23 protein-coding genes are annotated in these 24,899 nt (G+C 55.2%); 14 read left to right on the top strand and 9 right to left on the bottom strand.

The window, feature by feature from the left end:
* Nucleotides 1-2 precede the first annotated feature (2 nt).
* The 9 genes from BEI65_RS23455 to BEI65_RS23415 all read left to right on the top strand — a co-directional run bounded on the left by BEI65_RS23455 (nucleotide 3) and on the right by BEI65_RS23415 (nucleotide 9,088).
* Entirely contained in the window at nucleotides 3-863 is an 861-nt protein-coding gene (locus tag BEI65_RS23455; protein WP_099065315.1) for an SMP-30/gluconolactonase/LRE family protein, read from the top strand.
* Between the two features lie 256 nt (nucleotides 864-1,119).
* Entirely contained in the window at nucleotides 1,120-2,118 is a 999-nt protein-coding gene (yiaK, locus tag BEI65_RS23450) for a 3-dehydro-L-gulonate 2-dehydrogenase (RefSeq protein ID WP_099065314.1), read from the top strand.
* Between the two features lie 13 nt (nucleotides 2,119-2,131).
* Entirely contained in the window at nucleotides 2,132-2,602 is a 471-nt protein-coding gene (locus BEI65_RS23445) for a YhcH/YjgK/YiaL family protein (RefSeq protein WP_099065313.1), read from the top strand.
* A gap of 108 nt (nucleotides 2,603-2,710) precedes the next feature.
* The gene (locus tag BEI65_RS23440) at nucleotides 2,711-4,006 is read left to right on the top strand and encodes an MFS transporter (RefSeq protein WP_099065312.1); all 1,296 of its coding nucleotides are present in this window, start codon (nucleotides 2,711-2,713) and stop codon (nucleotides 4,004-4,006) included.
* Nucleotides 4,006-5,496 (top strand): FGGY-family carbohydrate kinase, encoded by a 1,491-nt coding sequence (locus BEI65_RS23435; RefSeq protein WP_099065311.1) that lies wholly within the window; start codon nucleotides 4,006-4,008, stop codon nucleotides 5,494-5,496. The genes BEI65_RS23440 and BEI65_RS23435 overlap by 1 nt, the downstream gene beginning before the upstream one ends.
* The gene (ulaD, locus tag BEI65_RS23430) at nucleotides 5,493-6,149 is read left to right on the top strand and encodes a 3-keto-L-gulonate-6-phosphate decarboxylase UlaD (RefSeq protein ID WP_099065310.1); all 657 of its coding nucleotides are present in this window, start codon (nucleotides 5,493-5,495) and stop codon (nucleotides 6,147-6,149) included. The genes BEI65_RS23435 and ulaD overlap by 4 nt, the downstream gene beginning before the upstream one ends.
* 1 nt (nucleotide 6,150) lies before the next feature.
* On the top strand, nucleotides 6,151-7,011 hold the full coding sequence (locus tag BEI65_RS23425) for an L-ribulose-5-phosphate 3-epimerase (protein WP_099065309.1): 861 nt from the start codon (nucleotides 6,151-6,153) through the stop codon (nucleotides 7,009-7,011).
* Nucleotides 7,005-7,706 carry an L-ribulose-5-phosphate 4-epimerase gene (gene araD / locus BEI65_RS23420; protein WP_099065308.1) on the top strand — a complete coding sequence of 234 codons (702 nt, stop codon included), beginning with the start codon at nucleotides 7,005-7,007 and terminating at the stop codon, nucleotides 7,704-7,706. The genes BEI65_RS23425 and araD overlap by 7 nt, the downstream gene beginning before the upstream one ends.
* 194 nt (nucleotides 7,707-7,900) lie before the next feature.
* Nucleotides 7,901-9,088 (top strand): restriction endonuclease, encoded by a 1,188-nt coding sequence (locus tag BEI65_RS23415; protein WP_099065307.1) that lies wholly within the window; start codon nucleotides 7,901-7,903, stop codon nucleotides 9,086-9,088.
* A 231-nt stretch (nucleotides 9,089-9,319) separates the two neighbouring features.
* Here the strand turns inward: BEI65_RS23415 and BEI65_RS23410 are convergent, their stop codons facing one another.
* Nucleotides 9,320-9,724 (bottom strand): cell envelope integrity TolA C-terminal domain-containing protein, encoded by a 405-nt coding sequence (locus tag BEI65_RS23410; protein ID WP_099065306.1) that lies wholly within the window; start codon nucleotides 9,722-9,724, stop codon nucleotides 9,320-9,322.
* A 319-nt stretch (nucleotides 9,725-10,043) separates the two neighbouring features.
* Here BEI65_RS23410 and BEI65_RS23405 point away from each other — a divergent pair, with 319 nt between their 5' ends.
* From BEI65_RS23405 to BEI65_RS23385, 4 genes are all read left to right on the top strand, one after another.
* A complete protein-coding gene (locus BEI65_RS23405; RefSeq protein ID WP_099065305.1) occupies nucleotides 10,044-10,742 on the top strand; it encodes an RluA family pseudouridine synthase in 699 nt (232 codons plus the stop codon).
* A 161-nt stretch (nucleotides 10,743-10,903) separates the two neighbouring features.
* Entirely contained in the window at nucleotides 10,904-11,821 is a 918-nt protein-coding gene (locus BEI65_RS23400) for a LysR family transcriptional regulator (RefSeq protein WP_099065329.1), read from the top strand.
* 251 nt (nucleotides 11,822-12,072) lie between these two features.
* Nucleotides 12,073-13,047, top strand: a complete 975-nt coding sequence (locus tag BEI65_RS23395; protein ID WP_099065304.1) for an LLM class oxidoreductase — start codon at nucleotides 12,073-12,075, stop codon at nucleotides 13,045-13,047.
* Nucleotides 13,048-13,379: 332 nt separating this feature from the next.
* Nucleotides 13,380-14,729, top strand: coding sequence for an aromatic acid/H+ symport family MFS transporter (locus tag BEI65_RS23385; RefSeq protein ID WP_099065302.1), 1,350 nt, complete (start codon nucleotides 13,380-13,382; stop codon nucleotides 14,727-14,729).
* 77 nt (nucleotides 14,730-14,806) lie between these two features.
* On the opposite strand, the gene mscS is transcribed toward BEI65_RS23385, so the two are convergent.
* Nucleotides 14,807-15,673, bottom strand: a complete 867-nt coding sequence (gene mscS / locus BEI65_RS23380) for a small-conductance mechanosensitive channel MscS (RefSeq protein ID WP_085118980.1) — start codon at nucleotides 15,671-15,673, stop codon at nucleotides 14,807-14,809.
* A gap of 194 nt (nucleotides 15,674-15,867) precedes the next feature.
* Between mscS and BEI65_RS23375 the strand changes: the two genes are divergently transcribed.
* Complete coding sequence (locus BEI65_RS23375; RefSeq protein ID WP_099065301.1) at nucleotides 15,868-16,536, top strand: DUF1345 domain-containing protein; 669 nt, start codon at nucleotides 15,868-15,870, stop codon at nucleotides 16,534-16,536.
* A gap of 51 nt (nucleotides 16,537-16,587) precedes the next feature.
* Here the strand turns inward: BEI65_RS23375 and fbaA are convergent, their stop codons facing one another.
* The 7 genes from fbaA to BEI65_RS23340 form a co-directional block, all read right to left on the bottom strand.
* Nucleotides 16,588-17,667 carry a class II fructose-bisphosphate aldolase gene (gene fbaA / locus BEI65_RS23370; protein ID WP_099065300.1) on the bottom strand — a complete coding sequence of 360 codons (1,080 nt, stop codon included), beginning with the start codon at nucleotides 17,665-17,667 and terminating at the stop codon, nucleotides 16,588-16,590.
* A 116-nt stretch (nucleotides 17,668-17,783) separates the two neighbouring features.
* Nucleotides 17,784-18,944 carry a phosphoglycerate kinase gene (gene pgk / locus BEI65_RS23365; RefSeq protein WP_099065299.1) on the bottom strand — a complete coding sequence of 387 codons (1,161 nt, stop codon included), beginning with the start codon at nucleotides 18,942-18,944 and terminating at the stop codon, nucleotides 17,784-17,786.
* Between the two features lie 77 nt (nucleotides 18,945-19,021).
* The gene (gene epd / locus BEI65_RS23360) at nucleotides 19,022-20,038 is read right to left on the bottom strand and encodes an erythrose-4-phosphate dehydrogenase (protein WP_017893895.1); all 1,017 of its coding nucleotides are present in this window, start codon (nucleotides 20,036-20,038) and stop codon (nucleotides 19,022-19,024) included.
* A gap of 366 nt (nucleotides 20,039-20,404) precedes the next feature.
* The gene (locus BEI65_RS23355; RefSeq protein ID WP_099065298.1) at nucleotides 20,405-21,475 is read right to left on the bottom strand and encodes an ABC transporter ATP-binding protein; all 1,071 of its coding nucleotides are present in this window, start codon (nucleotides 21,473-21,475) and stop codon (nucleotides 20,405-20,407) included.
* Nucleotides 21,468-23,237 (bottom strand): iron ABC transporter permease, encoded by a 1,770-nt coding sequence (locus tag BEI65_RS23350; protein ID WP_099065297.1) that lies wholly within the window; start codon nucleotides 23,235-23,237, stop codon nucleotides 21,468-21,470. Before BEI65_RS23350 ends, BEI65_RS23355 begins: the two co-directional genes overlap by 8 nt.
* Before the next feature lie 77 nt (nucleotides 23,238-23,314).
* Entirely contained in the window at nucleotides 23,315-24,403 is a 1,089-nt protein-coding gene (locus BEI65_RS23345; protein ID WP_099065296.1) for an ABC transporter substrate-binding protein, read from the bottom strand.
* Between the two features lie 190 nt (nucleotides 24,404-24,593).
* The coding region (locus BEI65_RS23340; RefSeq protein ID WP_304528411.1) for a transketolase C-terminal domain-containing protein at nucleotides 24,594-24,899 on the bottom strand (306 nt) is incomplete at its 5' end.

Raw genomic sequence — 24,899 nt, 5'->3', positions numbered from 1 at the left:
GCATGAATGAACTGATGGCGGACCACCCGCTTGAACGCCTGTGCTCACCGGCCATTTGGGCCGAGGGGCCGGTGTGGCTGCCGCAGCAGGATGCGGTGGTGTTCAGCGATGTGAAGGGCAACCGCATGTTCCGCTGGTCGCGACAGGGGGAACTGAGCCAGTGGCGCTCCCCGTCGCATTACGCCAATGGCAATGCGCGCGACGCCGAAGGTCGGGTGGTCAGTTGCGAGCATGGGCGGCGCGGCGTCAGCCGCACCGAAAGTAACGGCGAGGTACAGATGCTGGTCGATCGGGTGGATGGCAAGCGTTTCAACTCCCCCAATGACCTGGCGGTTCGCTCCGACGGCACCCTTTGGTTTACCGATCCGCCCTATGGCATTACCGGTGATGAAGAGGGTTACAAGTCGGAAAGCCAGGTGATCGGCTGCTACCTGTACTGTTTTGACCCGCGCGACGGCTCGCTGAACATTGCCGCCAGCGATCTACAGCGGCCAAACGGCCTGGCGTTCTCACCGGATGAGTCGCTGCTGTATGTGGCAGACATGTCGATCGTCGATTTCCCGACCCTTGGGCGCAGTGAACTGCGGGTATATCAGGTCAACGGACGTGAACTGGAAGCCGGTCGGCGTTTCGCCCAGGTTGCCCCCGGTTTCCCGGACGGTTTTTGTGTCGACAGGGCCGGAAACCTGTTTTGCAGCTGTGCCGACGGGGTACTGATCTTCGACAGCCAGGGTAAACAGCTCGGTAAAATCAATCTGCCGGAACGCGTCTCTAACTGCACCTTCGGCGGGCCGGACGGCAATGAGTTATACATTACCGCCACCACCTCGTTATACCGCATGGTGCTGAATACTCGCGGATAATGGGCAAAAATGAAGATCGCAGAGCGGGCCTGTTCCGCTCTGCTTTGCCACGTCTGAAACACGCCAGCAGGCCAAAACGTGCCGCCGATCACAAATTCACCAAGTTAATTTAACACACTGTTTTATATAAATAACTTTCTCCCCCCTCGCTTTGACTTCATCTAACCGCAGGTATAGCATTTATTTGAAATGCAATTTCGCATAATGAAATTTAAAGAACACAAAACAAACAAATGCGCCGTAGCGGAGAATCAGCATGAGAGTGAGTTACCCCGATCTGAAACAGCAATTCAAACGCGTACTTCTGGCGCGGGGCGTGGCCGAAGCCACCGCCGATGACTGTGCCGGTATGTTCGCCGACACCTCCGCCAGCGGCGTTTACTCCCACGGCGTTAACCGTTTCCCACGCTTTATCCAGCAGTTGGACGCGGGTGATATCGTGCCGGACGCCGAACCCAGCAAGCTGCTGTCGCTGGGTGCCATTGAGCAGTGGGACGCCCATCAGGGCATCGGTAACCTCACCGCCCGCAAAATGATGGATCGCGCCATGCAGTTAGCCGACAGTCACGGCATCGGCCTGGTGGCCCTGCGTAACGCCAACCATTGGATGCGCGGTGGCGGCTACGGCTGGCAAGCGGCGGAGAAAGGGTATATCGGCATTTGCTGGACCAATTCGGCAGCCGTGATGCCACCCTGGGGGGCCAAAGAGTGCCGTATCGGCACCAACCCGTTGATCGTGGCGGTACCGGGCAACCCAATCACCATGGTAGATATGTCGATGTCGATGTTCTCCTATGGCGCGCTGGAGCTGAACCGGCTGGCGGGCAAAACCCTGCCGGTGGACGGCGGCTTTGACAATGACGGTCAGCTGACGCGCGATCCTGCCACCATTGAAGAAAACCGGCGCATTCTGCCGATGGGCTACTGGAAAGGATCGGCGCTGTCTATCGTGCTGGATATGATCGCCACCCTGCTGTCCGGCGGCTCTTCGGTGGCGGAAGTGACCGAAGACAACCGCGATGAGTACGGCGTGTCGCAGGTGTTTATCGCCATAGAGATCGAACGGCTGATCGACGGTGCCACTCGCGATGCAAAACTGCAGCGCATCATGGACTACATCACCAGCGCCGAACGTGATAACCCGGAAGTGGCTATCCGCCTGCCGGGCCATAAATTCCCGCGCATTCATGCAGAAAACATGCGTGACGGCATCCCGGTGGATGAGCGCATCTGGGCGCGCATTCAGGCGCTGTAACAGGAGAATAACCATGATCTTCGGCCATATCGCCCATACCTCACCGGAGCAGTATCCGGCACCGGTGGCTAGCGCCATCGCCTATTTGCAAAGCACCGACTTCAGCGCCCTGCCCGCCGGACGCTATCAGGATCCCGCCACCGGCTACGTGGTGCAGGTGCTGGATCTGCATACCCAGCAGCCGAGCGATCTGCGGCCTGAAGTGCACCGCAAAAATGTCGACGTGCAGTTTCTGGTCAGCGGCACCGAATTGATCGGCGTGGCGGCAGATCGCGGCGATAACCTGATCCACCAGGAGTTACTGGCGCAGCGCGACATCATTTTTTATCAGGAGGTCGCGGATGAATCCTGGTTAACCCTGCAGCCCGGTAACTTTGCGGTATTTTTCCCGCAGGACGTTCATCGCCCGGCCTGCATTAATCAACAGCCCGGCGCTATTCGTAAAGTGGTGGTGAAAATACCGCTGGAATTATTTAGCGCCTAACCGACAGCAAAGAAATTAAAGATAAAAAACATCGGCCTGCGGGCCGTTGCGGGCGCCCCTACGCCTTAAACCACCAAAACAATAAAATCTGACTCTACAGGTGTACATATGAACACTGCCTCTGTTTCTGTCACTCAAAGCCAGGCGATCCCTAAATTACGCTGGTTACGGATCGTGCCGCCGATCCTGATTACCTGCATCATTTCCTATATGGACCGGGTGAATATCGCCTTCGCCATGCCCGGCGGCATGGATGCCGAGCTGGGTATCACCGCCTCGATGGCCGGGCTGGCCGGCGGCATCTTCTTTATCGGTTATCTGTTCCTGCAGGTGCCCGGCGGCAAGCTGGCGGTGTACGGCAACGGCAAAAAATTCATCGGCTGGTCGCTGCTGGCCTGGGCGATCATTTCGGTGCTGACCGGGCTGGTCAGTAACCAGTACCAACTGCTGTTCCTGCGCTTTGCCCTGGGCGTCTCAGAGGGCGGCATGCTGCCGGTGGTGCTGACCATGATCAGCAACTGGTTCCCGGACAAGGAACGCGGGCGCGCCAATGCCATCGTCATCATGTTCGTGCCGATTGCCGGTATTCTCACCGCCCCGCTGTCCGGCTGGATCATCACCGTCTGGGACTGGCGCATGCTGTTCCTGGTGGAAGGCGCGCTGTCGCTGGTGGTGATGGTGCTGTGGTATTTCACCATCAGCAACCGCCCGCAGGAGGCCAGGTGGATTTCAGCAGCGGAAAAAGACTACCTGATCAAAACGCTGCATGACGAACAACTGCTGATCAAAGGCAAAACGGTTCGCAACGCCTCGCTGCGCCGGGTACTGGGCGACAAGATCATGTGGCAACTGATCCTGGTGAACTTCTTCTACCAAACCGGGATTTATGGCTACACCCTGTGGCTGCCCACCATCCTCAAGGGGTTGACCAACGGCAATATGGAGCAGGTGGGAATGTTGGCGATCCTGCCTTATATCGGCGCCATCTTCGGCATGCTGGTGATTTCCTCACTTTCTGATCGTACCGGTAAACGCAAAATCTTCGTCGCACTGCCGCTGGCCTGCTTCGCCATCTGTATGGCGCTATCAGTGCTGTTGAAGGATCACATCTGGTGGTCCTATGCCGCGCTGGTCGGCTGCGGCGTATTCATCCAGGCGGCAGCCGGGGTGTTCTGGACCATTCCACCCAAACTGTTCAACGCCGAAGTCGCCGGTGGCGCACGCGGTGTGATCAACGCGCTGGGTAATCTGGGTGGCTTCTGTGGCCCCTATATGGTCGGGGTATTGATCAGCCTGTTCAGCAAGGACGTCGGCGTTTACAGCCTGGCGGTATCGCTGGCCATCGCCTCGGTACTGGCGCTGATGCTGCCGAACAAATGCGACCAAAGTGCGAGGGCCGAATAATGGACTATTGGCTGGGACTGGACTGCGGCGGCACCTTTATCAAGGCCGGGCTGTATGACCGTCAGGGCGCTGAGCTGGGTATCGCTCGCCGCAACCTGGAGATTATCTCGCCCCAGCCCGGCTGGGCGGAACGGGAGATGCCTGCGCTGTGGCACACCGCTGCCGAGGTGATCCGTGAGCTGCTGACCCGCAACCAGATTACCGCCGGAGATATTCAGGCGGTCGGCATCTCGGCGCAGGGCAAAGGCGCGTTTCTGCTGGACAAGCAGGGGCTGCCGCTGGGCAACGCCATGCTGTCTTCCGATCAGCGTGCGCTGACGCTGGTGCAGGAATGGCAAAAACAGGGCGTGCCGCAAGCGCTGTATCCGCAGACCCGGCAAACGCTGTGGACCGGTCACCCGGTGTCGTTACTGCGTTGGGTTCGGCAGCATCAGCCGGAACGTTATCGCCAGATTGGCAGCGTGCTGATGGCGCACGATTACCTGCGCTACTGCCTGACCGGCGAGCTGGCCTGTGAAGAAACCAATATCTCCGAATCCAACCTGTACCAGATGGCCGCTGGCCGCTATGACCCGGCGCTGGCACAGCTGCTGGGCATCGGCGACATCATGCCGGCACTGCCACCGATAGTGGGTTCAGGTGAGATCACCGGGCGAGTTAACGCGGCCGCTGCGGCGGCAACCGGGCTGCTGGCGGGTACGCCGGTAGTCGGCGGGCTGTTCGACGTGGTGTCCACCGCTCTCTGTGCTGGGTTGCGGGACGAAACGCGGCTCAACGCGGTGATGGGCACCTGGTCGGTCACCAGCGGCATTACCGACAAAATCACCGAAGGGTTCGACTACCCGTTTGTCTATGGCCGCCACGCTGAAGCCGGTCAATACATTGTGCACGAAGCCAGCCCGACCTCGGCCGCCAACCTGGAATGGTTCTGCCGCCAATGGGGCTTGCAGGACTACGCCCAGCTCAACGACTGGGTAGCCACGCTGCCGAAGGCCGACAGCAGCCTGCTGTTTGTTCCCTTCCTGTACGGCTCCAACGCCGGGCTGGGCCTGAGCGCCAGCTTCCACGGTCTGCAGGCCTTCCACCAGCGCGAACATCTGGTGCAGGCAATTTACGAAGGCGTGGTGTTCTGCCATATGACCCACCTTACCCGCATGCGGCAACGCTTCCCTGCGGCCACCGCTCTGCGCGTCACCGGTGGCCCGGCCAAATCCGCTCCCTGGATGCAAATGTTCGCCGACGTCAGCGGCCTGCCGGTGGAACTGCCGCAGGTGGAAGAAACCGGCTGCCTGGGTGCGGCCATGGCAGCGATGGTCGGCAGCGGCGCCTTCAGCAATTTCACCGCTGCCCAGCGGGCGTTGGCACCGCGTATCGAACGGGTGCTGCCGGATGCCGCCGCCGCAGAGGCTTACGGTAAAAAATATCAGCGTTATCAGGCGCTGGTAGCAACGCTGCAAACGCTCAATCAACCCGGTCAGGAGGCTCTATGAGCAATAAACCGCGCCTGCAACTGGCGCTCGATCACACCCGGCTGGACGCCGCCCTGCAGACGGCAGACCGCCTGCAACCGCACGTCGACATCATCGAGGCCGGTACCATTTTATGCATCAGCGCCGGTATTCAGGCGGTGAGCGCGCTGCGTGAACGCTGCCCGCAACATACGCTGGTGGCCGACCTGAAAGTAGCCGATGCCGGCGGCACGCTGGCGCAGCAGGCCTTCAGCCACGGTGCCAACTGGATGACGGTGATCTGCGCCGCCCCGTTAGCCACCATGGCCAGTGCGCTGGAAGTGGCGCAACAACACCAGGGGGAGATCCAGATTGAGCTGTTCGGCCGCTGGACGCTGGACGACGCCCGGCAGTGGCGCGAACTCGGTATCCGCCAGGCGATCTACCACCGTGGCCGCGACGCGCAGGCCAGCGGGCAAACCTGGAGCCAACAAGATTTGGATCTGATGAAAGCCCTGTCGGAGCTGGGCATTGAGCTGTCGGTTACCGGTGGCATCACACCGACCGATTTACCGCTGTTTAAAGACATCGCCGTCACTGCCTTTATCGTCGGCCGGGCGCTGGCGGAGGCCGCCGATCCGCTGGCCGCCGCCGGTCAGTTCCGCACCGTCATTGATGACATCTGGAGAAGTTGATATGCGCCAGCACCCGTTGGGAATCTATGAAAAAGCCTTGCCGAAACACCTGACCTGGCCCGAGCGGCTGGCACTGGCCAAGGCCTGCGGTTTTGATTTTGTCGAAATGTCGGTGGATGAAAGTGACGAACGGCTGGCACGCCTGAACTGGAGCAAGGAACAGCGGCTGTCGCTGGTCAGCGCCATGCTGGAAACCGGCATCAGCATCCCGTCGATGTGCCTGTCCGGTCACCGCCGTTTTCCGTTCGGCAGCCATGACGATGCGCTGCGCCAGCGCGCCTTCGAGGTGATGGAACAGGCGATTCAACTGGCGAAGGACGTGGGTATCCGCACCATTCAGCTCGCCGGTTATGACGTCTATTACGAGCAGCAGGACGAAAGCACCCTCGCCCGCTTTACCGAAGGCATGCAATGGGCGGTCGAACGCGCCGCCGCCGCCCAGGTGATGCTGGCAGTGGAGATCATGGACACCGCGTTTATAAACTCGATCAGCAAGTGGAAAGCCTGGGACGCCTGCCTGGCATCGCCGTGGTTCACGGTCTATCCGGACGTCGGCAATCTCAGCGCCTGGGGTAATGACGTGGCGCAGGAGCTGGCGCTGGGTATTGATCGCATTGCCGCCATCCATCTGAAAGACACCTATCCGGTCACCGAAAGCTCGCCGGGACAGTTCCGCGATGTGCCCTTTGGCGAAGGCTGTGTCGACTTTGTCGCCGTGTTCCGCACGCTGAAACAGCTTAACTATCGCGGTGCTTTCCTGATTGAAATGTGGACCGAAAAAGCCGAAGAGCCGGTGGCCGAAATCGTTCAGGCACGCCGTTGGATCGAACAAAAAATGCAACAAGGGGGTATGACATGCTAACGCTGCCGCAACTGAAGCAACAGGTACTGGAAGCCAACCTCGACCTGCCGCGCCACAATCTGGTGACTTTCACCTGGGGCAACGTCAGCGCGGTGGATCGCGAACGCGGGCTGGTGGTGATCAAGCCTTCCGGCGTGGAATATGAACACATGGCGGCCGGGGACATGGTGGTGGTCGACCTTGCCAGTGGGCAAACCGTCGAGGGCAGCAAAAAACCCTCTTCGGACACCGCCACCCACCTGGCGCTGTACCGCGAATTTGCCGATATTGGCGGCATCGTGCACACCCATTCGCGCCACGCCACCATCTGGGCACAGGCCGGGCTGGACATCCCCGCCTGGGGCACCACCCACGCCGACTACTTCTACGGTGCCATTCCCTGCACCCGGCTAATGACCGAGGCCGAGATTGCGCATGATTACGAACTGGAGACCGGCAAGGTGATTATCGATACCTTCCGTCGCCGTGGCATCAGCCCGAACGCCATTCCGGCGGTGCTGGTCAACTCACACGGTCCCTTTGCCTGGGGCAAGGACGCACACAGCGCGGTGCACAACGCGGTGGTGCTGGAAGAAATTGCCTATATGGGGATTTTCTCGCGTCAGCTGACGCCAGGCATCGGCAGCATGCAGCCCGCGCTGCTGGATAAACACTACCTGCGTAAGCACGGCAAGAATGCTTACTATGGGCAGTAGATTGGGTTAGCAGGGACTTTCTTCTAGTATCAATAGGTTTCACCAGATGCTTCGGCGTCTGGCGAAAACTGGTTAGAAAGTGCCTGGATTACCAATGACGATTTGGTCTAAACTGAATTTCTATACTAATGGAAACGCAAAAATTAATTCTATCTGCTAGATAGTGTTTTGAGCGGAGTAATAGGGAAATTCTGATGATTTACCAATGTTATTCATGTAATAAAACCTCCTTCGAAGTTAACTGTCCATGGTGTTCCGGAATGATGACAGTTACATCATCGCCATGGGGTACCAGAACCTCACCAACACCAGAGTCGGAATCTGATATACAACAGATGACTCCCCTTAACCCGGCCTTCTATCCAGAGTTTCAATACCAATCAAAAGGTATGTTGAAAGACTTATTTGGAAAAAAGAAAGAGCAATCGCAGCTCAACCAGTTACTGGGGAATGTTTTGGAAAAATATTCCAGCTTTAAAGATCCATACTTTACAAATTTCATTTATACATCCAGATTCTCTCATGATAAAAATTCAGAAAGAGATTATCCAGAAGATAATGGTATTTACTCGGAATTAAGCCTCTTCAGAGAAGTGCTCGCCAGGAAAGGTTTCAACGAGCTTGAACAATTACCTGTATTATTGGATAAACTTCTACTGACAACATCATTTAATGCTCTTTATTCTGGTTTTGCTAAGGAGGTCAAGAGGCATATTAAACCTACTCTAACCGAATCTTTAAAGTCATGGATAGAAGAGGCTGGCACAACCTTTCGGGCTGACCTCTCATTATTCTTTTTCTATCTTTGGAAAAATAAAGTAAACTTTTCATCGATAGAGTTTAATAATGATTCAGAAACCACTCCCAGCGTGCCATTGATCTCATTTTCTAATATTAAAAACTATCTATCTATATGCGAAAATATCTATTTTGACATTCTAGTTGATAGGTTAGCTACTCGACTTGAGCATTTCAATCCGAACAAATTTGTCACTATGTATTTGGTTGATGCAATGGATGGGTTTCAGTTTGAAGATTTCCTGGTCGAGATTTTCCAGACTATGGGATATGACGTTAAGGAAACCAAGAGAACTCAAGATCAAGGAGCGGACCTATTCGTTACTCGGTTTGATAAAAACATGGTCATTCAAGCGAAAAATTACTCTGGCTCTGTAGGTAACTCTGCAGTACAGCAAGTGATCTCCGCGAAAGCGTTTTACGGCTGCGATGAAGCAATGGTAGTTACAAATTCTTATTTTACCAAGTCTGCAAAAGAGCTGGCTGAATCTGCAATGGTTCGTTTGATCGACAGGGATGAACTACAGAATTATCTGGATGACTATAATCAGAAAATAATTGAGGATTTTCAATCAAATTCATAATAATTAATGCTTTCCTAGGCAATAATTAGCTAACTATTAGCTCAGGAAATCATTAACAGTAATGCAGGTCACCGGCAGTGGCGTTCAGCGTGGGTACCGTATTAGCCGCTCACCATGCTAATAATGTCGGCCTAGTGACCCGCTTCCATTTTATTTCCCATAAGAACCGGCCATAAACGTTTAACCGGGATCTGCTTATTTGTGGTGATAATACGAAAAATAAATTTCTATTTATGGTTGGCCGTGCATATTCCAGCGCGCAGACCCCATAACATCGTAAACATGCTGGTCAGCAAATGCTGGGAATTTGGCTCGCTTGGCAGCTTCGGCCAGGGCATCACAATAATCCTTATCTCCGCTCTTTATGATGAAATTCTGAAGGGTGCCATCAATTTTGAAATCCAGATGCACATTACATCTTTTACCATCCCAGGCATGGGGTTTTGTAAGCGCAGCATCCAGGGCCTTTTTAAGGCCAGACGCTTGCTCACCATAGATATCTTTATCAGTGACTTTACCAGAGCGGTCGTAAGTGCATGAAACAAGCGCACCCGTTTTCTTGCAATCTTTGGGGGTCAGAGGGGAACAGCCGGCCACAGTGGCTGATAGTAGTATCAGAACCAATATTTTTGTCATGATTAAGTCCGTTTATGATGATTGCCCAGAAGCTACGATTCCTGTCAGTTATTCAGATCATTATGCCACTGTCTACGGAGGGACGTTAATCTGACTTACAACCCCGCAAGAATAATGGGTGCATGTCAGACTGGAACATAACACCGTAATATATGGAATAAATAGGGATTATCAACGCACCATGATGTTGAAAACATCCGCTCATGATACCAAGCTGCCCGTGGCAGCCCACAGGACGCTCTGAACCAAAACCGTCGTCATTCGCCTGTCGGTTTAAAATTCGTTATCATCCGCACCCACTCTCCCTCTGGTTGGCCTGATGTCCAAGATTATCGATACCTTTATTGCCCCACCGTGCCATGACCAGATCGAGATCCTCTATCAGGACGAGAGTCTGGTGCTGATCAACAAACCCACCGGGTTACTCAGCCTGTCGGGGAAGAATCCGCAAAATCTCGATTCGGTGCATCATCGGCTGGTACAGCAATTCCCCGGCTGTACTTTGATCCACCGCCTGGATTTCGGCACTTCCGGGCTGATGGTGATTGCCCGCAATAAGGCTATCAATGCCGCCCTCTGCCAACAGTTCAGCCAGCGCACAGTGACCAAAGTGTACAGCGCACTGCTGTGTGGGCATCTGGACGACAACGAAGGGGTGATAGACGCAGCGATTGCCAAAGATCCGGCGCTGTTCCCGCTGATGTCGATTTGCGCCATCCACGGCAAGCCAGCTCGCTCTGGCTATCGGGTCATTGAACGCTTTTACCACGAGTTGGAAGACGGGAGATCACTGCCATTGACGCGGATACAGCTAACCCCGGAAACCGGGCGTACCCATCAACTGCGCATCCACTGCCAGCAGTTGGGCCACCCTATTTTGGGCTGTGACCTGTATGGCGGTCGCCTGCTGCCGGGTACCGAACAGACCCCGCGGCTGATGCTGCACGCCAGTGAGCTGCATTTTGTTCATCCTGTCAGCCAAGAGCCGATCAAAGCCCATAATGCCAGCCCGTTCTGAACGCGGTAGAAACGGCATTGATGTACCTGGAGCAGAGCTACAAAAATAAAACTGCCCTATTAACGACATGTTGTTAAGCTAATGCGAAGATTAATCGATAATTTGGGGAATGTGCTTCCCATATCACGGGAAACACAGGCTTTCACTCAAAGAGTAAAATGATGGAACTGAATCGTATTGGTGATATTGCGGCCTTCGTCGCAGCCGTTGACGCCGGGAGTTACACCCGTGCCACGCCAAGCGTTGGTCTTTCTCGTTCAGCTATCGGCAAAAGCATTACACGCCTGGAAGCACAATTGGGCGTGAGATTACTTAACCGGACCACTCGTCAGCTCAGTCTGACGGAAGAGGGGCGGATTATGTACGATCGCTGTAAGCAAATACTGGAAGACCTGGAGGAAGTTGATGCAACCATGGCTCTGCGCAGGGAAAAGCCCACCGGAACGCTTCGCCTGACGGCACCATTATCGCTGGGACAGCGTCACATACTTCCTGTTATCGACAGTTTTTTGAAAAAGTGGCCTGAGTTGCGGGCATATATCGTTTTTACCGATCGCTATGTTGACCTGATCGAGGAAGGATTCGATATTGCCATCCGCATTGGAGAGCCGAAAGATGACTCGCGGATACTGACCAGAACTATCGCCACTCAGCACATGGTCACCTGCGCTTCGCCGGAATACCTTTCCCTGCACGGTGTCCCTGTTGTGCCGGAAGATCTATCCAGACACGACATCATCTTCTTACGCAGTGCTGAAAAACGTCGTTCATGGCGCTATCAGACACCAGAGGGGTATTTCATTTACGACGGCCCAGGCCGTATGGATATCGACAGTTCAGAGGCCATGCTCTCCTCCGCTATCTCCGGCTTTGGTATCATACAGCTTCCTGACTACCTGGTATTTCAGTCTCTCGAAAAGGGAGAACTGACAGCCATTCTCACCGAGTATAAAACGGAACCTGAGCCAGTAAGAATTATTTACCCCAGTAAACGCCATTTATCCCCAAGAATTCGTGGTTTTGTTGACATGATTGCGGAAGACTGGCAAAGCAACGGCGTCCCCTGGAAAGGGCGTTGATTACATACTTGTTTTTTATTTAACTGCGCCAGCATTAATGACATGTTTATATTAATTCTGATAGTAACACCTGCGTGCAACACACCAAAATTATCTTTAATTATCAATATACCAAACCCGTTCATATAGCGAGCTGCCTTTATTTAAAATCCTTATGAGCAATTCCGTCCCGTCATATGGGAAGCACATTCCCGAATTTTTGCTTTATTGTGTTGCGACAGACTTAATTAAACTAATTAGCAGGTATTAATATGTCAAAACTTACACTGCCGCTGCACCTCCAACAACATACTGCTTTCAAACGTGTATTTCAGCCGGGTAAACTGACCTTTGGTCTTATTGCCCCCTTTAAAGGATATCCTGAAGGCCCGATTCCAAATATGGACGATCACCGCGAATTAGCGCAAATGGCCGATGAGGGTGGGATTTCTGCCTTGTGGGTACGCGATGTTCCTTTCTACGATCCTAATTTTGGTGATGTCGGTCAGGTCTATGATCCGATGGTAGATTTAGGCTACCTCGCTGCGATCACCAAAAATATCGCATTAGGCAGTGCCGGGATTGTATCTCCACTGCGTAATCCTGTGCTTACCGCCAAGCAAGCGGCGAGTGTGGATCGTCTGTCAGGTGGGCGCTTTCTTCTGGGAATGTCGAGTGGTGACCGTCCGGTTGAGTATCCAGCCTTTGGTTATGAATTTAACAATCGAGCCGATCGTTTCAGAGAAGCATGGGATGTTGTTCGTCTGCTGACTGAAAACAGTTTCCCCAAAGGCTCGACAGAATATTACGGCAACTTCAACGGCGGGATTGATTTAGTGCCAAAACCGACCGTTCCACGCCTGCCAATGATCACCATTGGCCGTGCCCGTCAGGAGATGTCCTGGTTCGCCAATCAATCTGATGCCTGGATTTGGCATGGCGTTGATCCTAAACGCTCGGGTGATATCGTGAATGAAATTGCCGAACTTGGAGATGGCAAGACATGGCATCCGTTTGGCTATTCGAACTTCCTGGATTTAAGTGAAAACCCGGATGAACCTTTACGCCTGTTCAATAATGTATTCATGAGCGCGGGCCGAAACACCCTGATGGAATACTGGAAGCAGCAGGAGAGCGTTGGCGTATCTCATATCGCGCTGAATCTCAAGCCAAGCAAGCGCCCGGCGAAAGAGGTATTACAGGAACTGATTGAGGATGTTTTACCGTCGTTTTCAGCAAATTCGTAAGCTAAATATCAGCATTTTAGAAACGCCAGGAGGTGGCCAAGACGTCATCCTCCTGGTTTTTTCAGGAACATTATTCCCAGTAGCGCCTGTCCCTGAGTATGAGCATCGAAGATGCGGAAACGATGGAGACAGCGGTTAAGCTTCTTACCATTGAAAAACTCATCAACATCTCCCCCTACTGCATCCTCCGCAAGCCCCAGGCTCTGGTGTATACTCGGGGCTCTACGCCATGCAAGCCAAAGCGGCTTTGGATCAGGCCCGTTTCAGCAAGAACCTGACGCCTACATTGCCCTCCAGCCAGCTCCACACTCGTCTATTCAAGTGGAACCTCCATGAGCCAAAACACCGCTCGTATCAGTGAGATCATCGACAACGCGAAGATCTCGCCTTACCAGATCCTGATCCTCAGCCTGTGCTTTCTGATCGTCCTGTTGGACGGTTTTGATACCGCGGTCATTGGTTACATTGCCCCTGCCCTGCGTGAAGAGTGGGGTCTGCTGCCTGCACAGTTGTCTCCCGCCTTCGGCGCGGGGTTGCTGGGCCTGTTAATCGGCAGTCTGATCTTCGGGCCGGTCGCCGATGCCATTGGCCGCAAACGCGTGCTGCTGGTCTCGATACTGATCTTTGGCGGGGGCACCCTGGCCTCGGCCTATACCCATTCCATCGAGTCGCTGACCCTGCTGCGTTTAATCACCGGTATTGGTTTGGGTGGCGCAATGCCCACCTGTATCACCCTCAGTTCGGAGTACTCCCCGGCACGTCGGCGGATGATCATGGTCACCCTGAGTTGGAGCGGTTTCACCGCCGGTCTGGCTCTGGGCGGTCTGCTTGCCGGGCAGATTATCCCGGCGTTCGGCTGGCGTGGCGTACTGATGCTCGGTGGTATTGTGCCGTTGTTGCTGCTGCCATTGCTGGCCTGGCAGATGCCCGAGTCCGTGCGCTTTATGACTTCCAGCCCAAAACATGCCGATAGGTTACGTCTGGTGGTCGAACGCATTACTGGTAAAAGCTGGGCTAGCGTGGCGATTATTGATGACGAGCGCCCAACGCAGGTCAGATCGCCGATATCGCACCTGTTCATCGAAGGCCGCGCGGTGCGTACCCTGCTGCTGTGGCTGGCCTTCTTCTGCTCGCTGTTCGTGTTTTACCAACTCACCAGTTGGCTGCCGAGCATTCTCCAGGATGCCGGTTACGATATCGTTCACGCATCACGCATTGGGGCGATGGTGCCACTGGGCGGCACTCTCGGGGCCATCCTGATGGCGCTGCTGATGGACCGCGTTGGGCCTTACCGGGTACTGGCCTTGTCCTACCTGGGTGCAGCGCTGGTTGTCGGTGCCACCGGCTATTTGATGGGTGATGTCTATACGCTGGCCGCCACCGTGTTCCTCATCGGTTTCGGCGTGGCCGGCGCGCAGAACGGTTTGAATCTGGTTTCCGCCACTATCTACCCCACTGCGGCTCGCGTCACCGGGGTAAGCTGGGCGATGGCTAGTGGCCGCTTCGGTTCCATCGTCGGTTCGATGCTCGGAGCCTGGATGATTGCCGCTGCGGGTTCCTCTGAAGTGTTCTTTATCTGGCTGGCGCTGCCGGTGTTGGTGGGCTCTGCCGCCATCTTCCTGCTCTACAGACTCAGTTTACACCGCCTGGCACCTGCGGTTGATTCTGCATTACCCAATTGACCCAATAAAAAAGCCGAGACCCATCTCAGTGATGTCGTCTCGGCCAGCAATAAAAAAGGGGCCTGGGCCCCTGTTCGTTATTCCGCTTTCGCGGTGGTCGCATCGTTGCGATACAGATGAACGTCCATCTGCGGGAACGGAATACCGATGTTGTTGGCATCCAGCGCGCGCTTGAAGTTCTCCATCAGATCGAAGTACACGTTCCAATACTCGGCATTGGTGGTCCAAGAGCGGGTCACGAAATTCAGTGAAGAAGGCGCCATCTCGTTCAGACGCACGGTCACGCCTTTGGCGTGCATGATACGCTTGTCGGCGGCGATCACATCGCCCAGTACCTTTTTCACCACATCGATATCGGCGTTATAAGCCACGCCGACCACGATATCCACACGGCGGTTCGGCTCGCGGGAATAGTTGATGATGTTACCGGCGATGATTTTACCGTTCGGTACCACGATGGTTTTGTTGTCTGCGGTGCGCAGCGTGGTGGAGAAAATCTGCACCTGGTCGACGGTACCGGCTACGCCGCCCAGATCAACATACTCACCGGCACGCAGTGGACGGAAGGCTACCAGCAATACGCCTGCGGCGAAGTTGGACAGCGAGCCCTGCAGCGCCAAACCGACGGCCAAACCGGCGGCACCCAGCACGGCGATCACCGAGGTGGTCTGTACGCCAACGCGCCCCAGCACAGCGATAAAGGTGAAGGCCAGAATGCCGTAACGCGCCATGGCCGACAGGAAATCCGCTACCGTGGCATCGATGCCGCGCAGCTTCATCACCCGGTTTACCGCATTGCTGACTATACGGGCAATGATCGAACCAATGATGAAAATAACGATCGCCGCGACGATGTTCACCGCATACTGAATCAATAAATCCTGGTTCTGCACCAGCCAGTTACCGGCACCGTTGATGCCGTCTACTACGTTCAGATCTTTCATTCGTGTCGTCCTAACTTTTCCCTAAGGGGATAAACTCGCAAAAAAGACTGACATAGGGCGTCAGTCGGAAACCACCGCCCTAGGTTAACCAACATTTCCGCAGCATGCCAACCGTAAGCGGTAAAAATAGCCGAACTTCCTCTATGCTGAACACAGCGCTATCACCTTTATCAGGATAAGGAACTTCGCTCGTTATGCACATTTCCTCATCGATTAAACACTATTGGCAGGTCCGCCCCAGGCTGCTGCTTTCCGTCGCTGCGGGTATCCTGTGTTATCTGCTGCTGCCGCACCGGCTCAATGAATTGCAACGATTGATGCTCGGCTGGAACATGTTGGCCTGGATTTATCTGTTGTCTCTCTGGCGGCTGATGCTGATCAGTACGCCGAAGCACATCCGCCAGCTCGCCCGCAGGCAGGATGAAAGTGCCAGCATGGTGCTGGCGCTGGTCAGCATCGGCTGTCTGGTGAGCATTCTGTCGATTCTGTTCGAGCTGAGTACCGCCAAGCAGGTCAGCGACTCGCTGAAAACGCTGCATCTGGTGCTGACCGGTGCCACGCTGGTGGTGTCCTGGCTACTGCTGCCCACCGCATTCACCATGCACTATGCTCATCAATTTTATCGTCAGGACGCACAGCAAGATCCGCTGCCGTTGCTGTTTCCCGGCGATCTCAAAGAACCGACCTATTGGGACTTCGCCTATTTCTCGTTCACCATTGCCGTGGCGTCGCAAACCGCCGACGTGGCGGTCGGCGCGGCCGAAGTGCGCAAAATCGCCCTGCTGCAATCGGTGATTTCCTTTGTCTTCAACCTGGTGATCCTGGGGCTGTCAATTAACGTTGGCGCCAGCCTGCTGAGCTAGAAACGAAAAAGGCTCCCCGAGGGGAGCCTTGATATCAGCAGCTAACCGAGATTACAGAACGTCTACTGCGTTCAGATCTTTGAAAGCCTGTTCCAGACGAGTAATCATCGAAGTCTGGGCTGAACGCAACCATACGCGTGGGTCGTAGTATTTCTTGTTCGGCTTGTCAGCACCTTCTGGGTTACCCAGTTGGCCTTGCAGATAGCCTTCGTTCTTTTTGTAGTACTGCAGGATGCCGTCCCAGGTTGCCCATTGGGTATCGGTATCGATGTTCATTTTGATCACGCCGTAACCTACGGACTCTTTGATCTCTGCATCGCTAGAACCAGAACCGCCGTGGAACACGAAGTTCAGGCTGTTGTGCGGCAGGTTATATTTCTTGGAAACATAGTCCTGAGAATCACGCAGAATAGTCGGGGTCAGTTTCACGTTGCCTGGCTTGTAAACGCCGTGCACGTTACCGAAGGACGCCGCGATAGTGAAGCGTGGGCTGATCGCATTCAGTTTTTCGTAAGCGTAAGCCACGTCTTCTGGCTGAGTGTACAGGGAGGATGCGTCCATATGGCTGTTGTCCACGCCATCTTCTTCACCACCGGTGCAACCCAGTTCGATTTCCAGGGTCATACCGATTTTCGCCATGCGAGTCAGGTATTTGCTGCAAATCTCGATGTTTTCTTCCAGAGACTCTTCAGACAGGTCGATCATGTGGGAAGAGAACAGTGGTTTGCCGGTAGTCGCGAAATACTTCTCGCCAGCGTCCAACAGGCCGTCAAGCCATGGCAGCAGTTTCTTCGCACAGTGGTCGGTGTGCAGAATAACCGGCACGCCGTAATGCTCAGCCATCTGGTGAACATGGTGTGCACCGGAGATAGCGCCCAGAATTGCTGCACCCTGTGGAACGTCAGTCTTCACGCCTTTGCCGGCGATAAACGCGGCACCGCCGTTAGAGAACTGAACGATAACCGGAGCACGTACCTTCGCGGCTGTTTCCAGCACGGCGTTGATAGAGTCGGTACCTACACAGTTCACTGCTGGCAGAGCAAAGTTGTTCTCTTTAGCTACTGCGAATACTTTCTGAACGTCATCACCAGTGATGACACCCGGTTTTACGAAATCAAAAATTTTAGACATGTTACTTTGTCCTGTTTCGTCGGCCGTAGATGGATGTAAATCGATTTTTTCATGCCGCGCCGCCTAAGCCACGCGGTATAAAATAAACGGGCGACTTTCGCCTCCCGCTGTCTGAATTACTGCTTGGCGCGCTCTTCCAGCATGACTACTGCCGGTAACGCTTTACCTTCCACAAATTCCAGGAAAGCACCGCCGCCGGTAGAGATATAAGAGATTTTATCTTCAATACCGAACAGATCGATAGCCGCTAGCGTATCACCACCACCAGCGATAGAGAATGCATCACTCTCTGCGATAGCGCGTGCGACAATTTCGGTGCCCCGGCGGAAGTTAGGGAACTCGAATACGCCAACCGGGCCATTCCACAGAATGGTTTTGGCTTCTTTCAGCAACTTGGCCATAGCCAGCGCGGTTTCGTCACCGAAGTCCATGATCTCTTCATCATCTTTCACTTCGCTGACTTTTTTCAAGGTAGCAGGGGCAGTTTCAGAGAACTCCGTGCCTACGCGAGAATCGGTAGGAACCGGAATTTTAAACTCGTCACGCAGTTTTCTCGCTGCATCGACGAAGTCAGGTTCGTACAGGGATTTACCAACGTTGTTATCGATAGCCACGAAGGTGTTGGCGATACCGCCGCCCACGATCACCGTATCGGCGATTTTCACCAGCGAGTTCAGCACATCGAATTTGGTAGAAACCTTAGAACCGCCCACCACGGCAACCATCGGACGAGCCGGGCTTTTCAGCGCTTTGCCCAGGGCTTCCAGTTCTGCTGACAGCAGCGGGCCCGCACAGGCGACTGGGGCGAACTTGCCCACGCCATGGGTGGAAGCCTGCGCACGGTGTGCAGTACCGAAGGCGTCCATCACGTACACGTCACACAGCGCCGCATATTTCCTGGACAGGGTTTCGTCGTCTTTTTTCTCGCCCTTGTTGAAACGGACGTTTTCCAGCACGACCAGTTCACCTTCTGCAACGTCAACACCTTCCAGGTAGTCTTTAGCCAGACGAACCGGAGCTTTCAGGTGGTCTTTCAGATAGTTGACAACAGGCAGCAGGGAGAATTCTTCGTTGTACTCGCCTTCGGTAGGACGACCCAGGTGGGAAGTTACCATCACGCGGGCGCCTTGTTTCAGCGCAGCTTCAATAGTCGGCAGGGAGGCACGGATACGTGCATCGGAAGTCACTTTACCGTCTTTCACTGGAACGTTCAGATCGGAGCGGATCAGAACGCGTTTACCGGCCAGATCCAGATCGGACATGTTAATTACAGACATGGTGAACCCTCTTGGTTGATTCTCTATAAACTATAAAGTTGCCTGGGCGGCGCATCGGTCATGCCAATGCCGCCGTACTAGAAACCGCTAGCGGCCATTGCCCGTGTTGTATCCAACATCCGGTTGGCAAAGCCCCATTCATTATCACACCAGACCAAGGTCTTGATCAGGTGCTGACCGCTGACCCGGGTCTGCGTACCGTCGACGATAGCGCTGTGCGGGTCATGGTTAAAATCGATCGAGACTAATGGTAGTTCCGTATAGTCAACTATACCACGAAATGATCCCCGTGCGGCCATTTGCAACAGCTGGTTGACCTCTGCCACCTTCACCGCCGAGCTAACGCTGACGCTGAGATCGATGGCCGTCACGTTGATGGTTGGCACGCGCACCGAAATCGCTTCGAAACGATCGCAAAACTGCGGAAAAATGCGGGTAATGCCCGCGGCCAGCTTGGTGTCGACCGGAATAATCGACTGGCTCGCCGCGCGGGTACGCCGCAAATCCTGATGATAGGCGTCTATCACCGGCTGATCGTTCATCGAAGAGTGAATGGTGGTCAGGGTGCCCGATTCGATGCTGTAGGCATCGTCCAGCAGCTTGATCACCGGAATAATGCAGTTGGTGGTGCATGACGCATTGGAAACAATGCGGTGTTCTGCCAGTAGCGTCTGATGGTTGACCCCAAACACAATAGTAGCATCCAGATCGTTACCGCCAGGGTGGGCGAACAACACTTTTTTCGCCCCCGCCGCCAGATGGGCTTCGCCATCCGCCCGGCTGCCGTACACACCGCTGCAATCCAGCACCACGTCGACGCCCAGCTCGCCCCAGGGAAGCTGTTCCACCGCCGGCTGATGCAGCAAACGAATGGTGTCGTCCCCGACGGTTAGCATGTCGCATTCCTGGCGGACATCCCAGGCAAAGCGGCCATGGCTGGAGTCATATTTCAGCAGGTGGGCCATCCCCTCGGCATTCGCCAATTCGTTGATCGCCACCACGGAAATTTCCGCTCTTCGTCCCGATTCATACAGTGCGCGTAAAACGCTGCGGCCTATGCGGCCAAAGCCGTTTATCGCTATGCGGATTGTCATGCTGCTCCTGAAAAAGGGCCTTCTCTCACCGGGCATACTCACCGTGTTCAAGAGGGCGCTGACTGGTTACCAAGCTAACCCGCATAGAGTACTTTAGCGCACCACCTGCTGTGAATCGGCACATCACATTATTCCTTCGGTCCGGCGCTGTTTCACCGGTCTCACTCCGCCGTTTCTGTTGAACACTGTCACAACTGAAACGCTTCAGCCGAGCATAAACCAAAGTTTTAGCAAAAGGAACAGGTGCGGCAGCCTGCCCGACAACGGAACGACACTTTGCGAGAATAAGATGATCTGGCGCACACTTTTTCATAGCCAATCCTTGGTCGTGCGCCAGATATTTTGACAATAACCAGGCTCGCAGCCTTAAATTTTAGGGAAAATCCACAGGTGCTCGGCCGGCAGGGAAAGCCGACACAGGGTTTGACCACGCACTTCAGTGCCATAAGCGCGTACCACAAAATCTTCGGCAACGGTACGGAACAGGTATTCCCAACGGTCGCCGAGATACATGCTGGTCAGCAGCGGCAACTCAAGCTGATTGCCCTGCGGATCATCCCCCAGGCGCACGCGCTCTACACGGATCACCGCCGTAGCTTCTTCGCCGACTTTTACTCCTGCACCCGCCATGCCCCACAGCGTCCAGTCTTTGCCTTCGATGCGCGCCTTGCCCTCACTCACCTCGCTGATCTTGCCGTGCAGACGGTTATTGCTGCCCATAAACTCGGCGGTAAACAGGGTCGACGGCGAACCGTACATTTCCTGCGGCGTGCCCTGTTGTTCGATTTTTCCGTTGTTGAGCAACAGGATGCGATCGGAGATCGCCATCGCCTCGTTCTGATCGTGAGTCACCATCAGTGCCGAAAGCCCCAGCTTGATAATCAGCTCACGCAGGAACACCCGCGCCTCTTCACGCAGCTTGGCGTCGAGATTCGACAAGGGCTCATCCAGCAGGATCACCGGCGGGTTGTACACCAGCGCCCGGCCAATCGCCACGCGCTGCTGCTGGCCACCGGACAACTGATGCGGATGACGCTTGCCCAATTGCCCCAGCCCAAGCTGGTCCAGCACGCCCTGCACCCGCTGGTTGATTTCCGCCGAGGCGACCTTGCGTAATTTCAGCGGGTAGGCGACGTTTTCAAACACGGTTTTATGCGGCCACAGCGCGTAGGACTGAAACACCAGCCCCAGATTGCGCTCTTCCGCCGGGATTTCGCTGCGCGCGCTGCCGTCGTAAACGGTATTGCTGCCGATGATAATGCGCCCCTGGCTCGGTTTCTCCAGCCCGGCGACCGCACGCAGCAGCGTGGTTTTACCGCTGCCCGACGGCCCCAACAGTGAAACCACCTCGCCGCGCTTTAAGTCCATCGAGACCCCCTTCAACACCGGGTTGTCGCCGTAGGTCAAATGCAGGTTTTCTACCGAAAGTTCAATCATGTAATTTCACTCCAAAGCGCAGGGCGATACCCAGACCCAACACCACCAGCAGGATGTTAATAAACGAGAGCGCGGCAACGATATCAATGGCGCCCGCCGCCCACAGGGAAACCAGCATCGAGCCTATGGTTTCGGTACCCGGAGACAACAGATACACCCCGGTGGAATACTCACGTTCGAAAATCAGGAACATCAGCAGCCACGAGCCAATCAGGCCGTAACGCGATAGCGGAATGGTGACGTGACGGGTGATCTGTCCCCGGGTCGCGCCAGCGCTGCGCGCCGCCTCTTCCAGCTCCGGGCCCACCTGCAGCAGCGTCGAAGAGATCAGCCGCAGGCCATAAGCCATCCACACCACGGTGTAAGCCAGCCAGACGCTGAAGATGGTGCTGCGCAAAGACCGCAACCAGACGATCAGGTGCTCCCGCAGCCATTCGGCCACCGGCAACGCCGACAACCAGCCCTCTTTCAAAGACTTATCCAGCCACATCGGCAGGAACAGGAACACCCACAGGAACGCCAGCCCCGCCAGCAGGCCGGGCACCGCACGCGGCACCAGCACGCTGTAATCGAGGAATCGGGTGGCACCGTCGGGTTTGCGGTGCATGGCAATGCCGATAAACAGGTAGCAAACCACCGCCAGCGCGCCGCCGAACACCCCAATCGCCATCGAGTTGACGATCGCCCGCAGCAGGTTCGGCTGCTGCCAAATGGTGCGGAAGGTATTAAGCGACAGCTCGTCCCAGATTGAAACGCCCACGCCCCAGTTGGAGATAAAGGCGCGCAGCACTACCCCTACCAGCGGTACGCCGATGGTCACCGTCAGCCAGAACACCACTACTGCACCGGCAACCCAACGCCATTTACCCAGCGGCAGCGCCCGCGCCTGCGACGCCTTGCCCTTGACGGTGACGAAGCGGTTAGCGGTGCGCATCAGACGGCGCTGTAACATCACCAGCGGTATGGTGATGCAGATCAGCACCACCGCCACCGCCGCCATCAGATGGTAAGACGGCGTGCCCAGCTTATTGGTCAGTTGATACAGGTAGGTCGCCAGCACCAGGTTGCCTTCCGGATCGCCCAGCACCAACATCAGGCCAAACACTTCCAGCCCGAGGAAAAACAGCAGTACCCCGGCGTACAAAATCGACGGTCGCACCATCGGCAAACTGACCGCGGTCATCACCTGCAAAGGCGAGGCCCCCGCCGTTCGTGCGGCTTCTTCCACGTCAGAGCCGACGCTGCGCAAGGCCGAGGAAATATAAAGATAGGCGTGCGGTACGTGCGTCAACCCGGCGATCACCACGATGCTGGGCATCGAGTAGATATTCCACGGCACAAAGCCGAACAGCGCTTCCGCCCACAGCGAAAAGAAGCCGACCGGCCCGGCGGCCACCACGTAGCCAAAGCCCAGAACCATCGGCGAGACAAAGATCGGCACCAGGATCAGCGGCTCAATAAAACGCCGGCCCGGCAAATCGGTTCTGACCATCAAAAAGGCCAGAATACCCCCTAGCGGAATGGCGATCACCACCAGGCCGAAAGCCAGAATAAACCCGCTTTTCAGCGCCTTGTAAAAGTCCGGATCGGTGAAAATAAACTGGAACGCCTCCAGGCTGAAGACCTTGGAGGGGGAGAAAAAGGGAGCGGAGAGGAAACTTTGAATTACGATAAACGACAACGGCACATAGATAACCAGTGCGGTTATCAGCACCACCAAGCCGCGCGGCAGGCTCTGCCACTTTCTGCGCCATGCTTCCATAATATATCCCGATGGTTGTAAACGACGACGACCAAAGGGCGCGCGCCACAATGGCAGACGCGCGTCCGTATCCTGTGTTATTTTGCTGCGGCGGTACGCCACTGCTTGATGTAATCCAGGCGTTTGGCCGGTTGCAGATACTCCAGCAGGCTTTCATCTACCGGGATCGGTTTCAACGCATTGCCAAGCATTTTGGTCATGCCTTCAATGTCGTTTTTGCCTTCAATATCATTGCGAATCGAAGGAATGTCGGCCTGATTGGCAAGAATGCTCTGACCCTTTTCCGACAGCACATAGTTAAGCCACAGTTTTGCCGCATTGGCGTTGGCCGCCTCTTTGCTGATAAAGGACACGCGCGACAGCACCAGGGTGTAATCCTTCGGATAAGAGATGCCCAGAGAAGGATCGGTTTTGGCGCGGGCCTCGGCGTAGGAGCCCAGGATGTTGAAACCAATCAGGTTCTCACCGGATGACACCCTTTCCATCATGGTACCGGTGGAGGATTGCACCGCCAGACCCCCTTTGGCGACCTCAGCCAGCGTGGCGAAATAGTGAGGATCGGCCTTGAAGTCCTGCACCGACAGCATGAAACCCAGCCCTGACTTTTCAATGTCATAGGTGGTGACTTTCTTTTTGAATTTGTCGGTCTGGCTGGCGATCAGCTTGGCCAGCGCGGCGTGCGAGTCCGGCACATCCCCCTGCGGGATCAGCCGTTTGTTATAGATGAAAACTACCGGCTCGTAGGTGGTACCGTAGGCTTTCTCTTTCCATACCGCCCACTTGGGCAGTTGACCCTGCTCCGGCGAAGCGTATTCCTGCGCATAGTCGGTCGCCAGCTTCAGCGCGGTGTCCATCGACGAACTCCATACCACATCGCCGCTGGTGCCTCCCGCCGCCTGTTCGCTGATATACCGGTTGTACAGCTCGGTGCTGTTCATGTCGTTGTATTCGACCTTCACGCCCGGATACTGCGCTTCGAACCCCTGGATCAGCGGGCCGGCAGCCTTGGTATCGGTAGTGGAGTACACCACCACCTTGCCTTCTTTCTTCGCGCCGTCCACAATTTTCTGATAGTCGGCTGGATAGCCGGCCGGAAATTCAGCGTAAGCAGGCACTGCACCCAGTACCGCCATCGCCACCACCGACGCGCCGATTCTTGTCAACATGATCAACTCCTGGTTACATTTAAGAAACTAAAAATTAACATATAGTTAATAAGTGTTCCTAAGCAACGCCGTTGATTTTTTATCTTCGGGTTTTGTGAGGTTGGCCGATTTTTAGGCAATAAAAAACCCGGCATTGCCGGGTTATCGTCATCATGTTCAGGGCGCAGCATGCGGTGCCCCTACTTACGGCTTACTTCAGCAGTGCCTGCGCCTTGGCCACCACGTTTTCCACGGTGAAACCAAACTCTTTGAACAGCTGCTCCGCCGGTGCTGACTCGCCGAAGCTGGTCATGCCCACGATGGCGCCGTTCAGGCCCACATACTTGTACCAGTAGTCCGCGATACCCGCTTCCACCGCCACGCGTGCGCTTACCGCCGCCGGCAGCACGGATTCACGGTAGGCCGCATCCTGCTTGTCGAACGCGTCGGTAGACGGCATGGAGACCACGCGCACCTTAGTGCCCGCTGCGGTCAGCTGGTCTGCCGCTTCCACGGT

Source organism: Serratia sp. BW106 (genome assembly GCF_002607755.1).
GTDB lineage: Bacteria > Pseudomonadota > Gammaproteobacteria > Enterobacterales > Enterobacteriaceae > Serratia > Serratia proteamaculans.
This window is presented reverse-complemented; position numbering and strand designations above follow the sequence as displayed.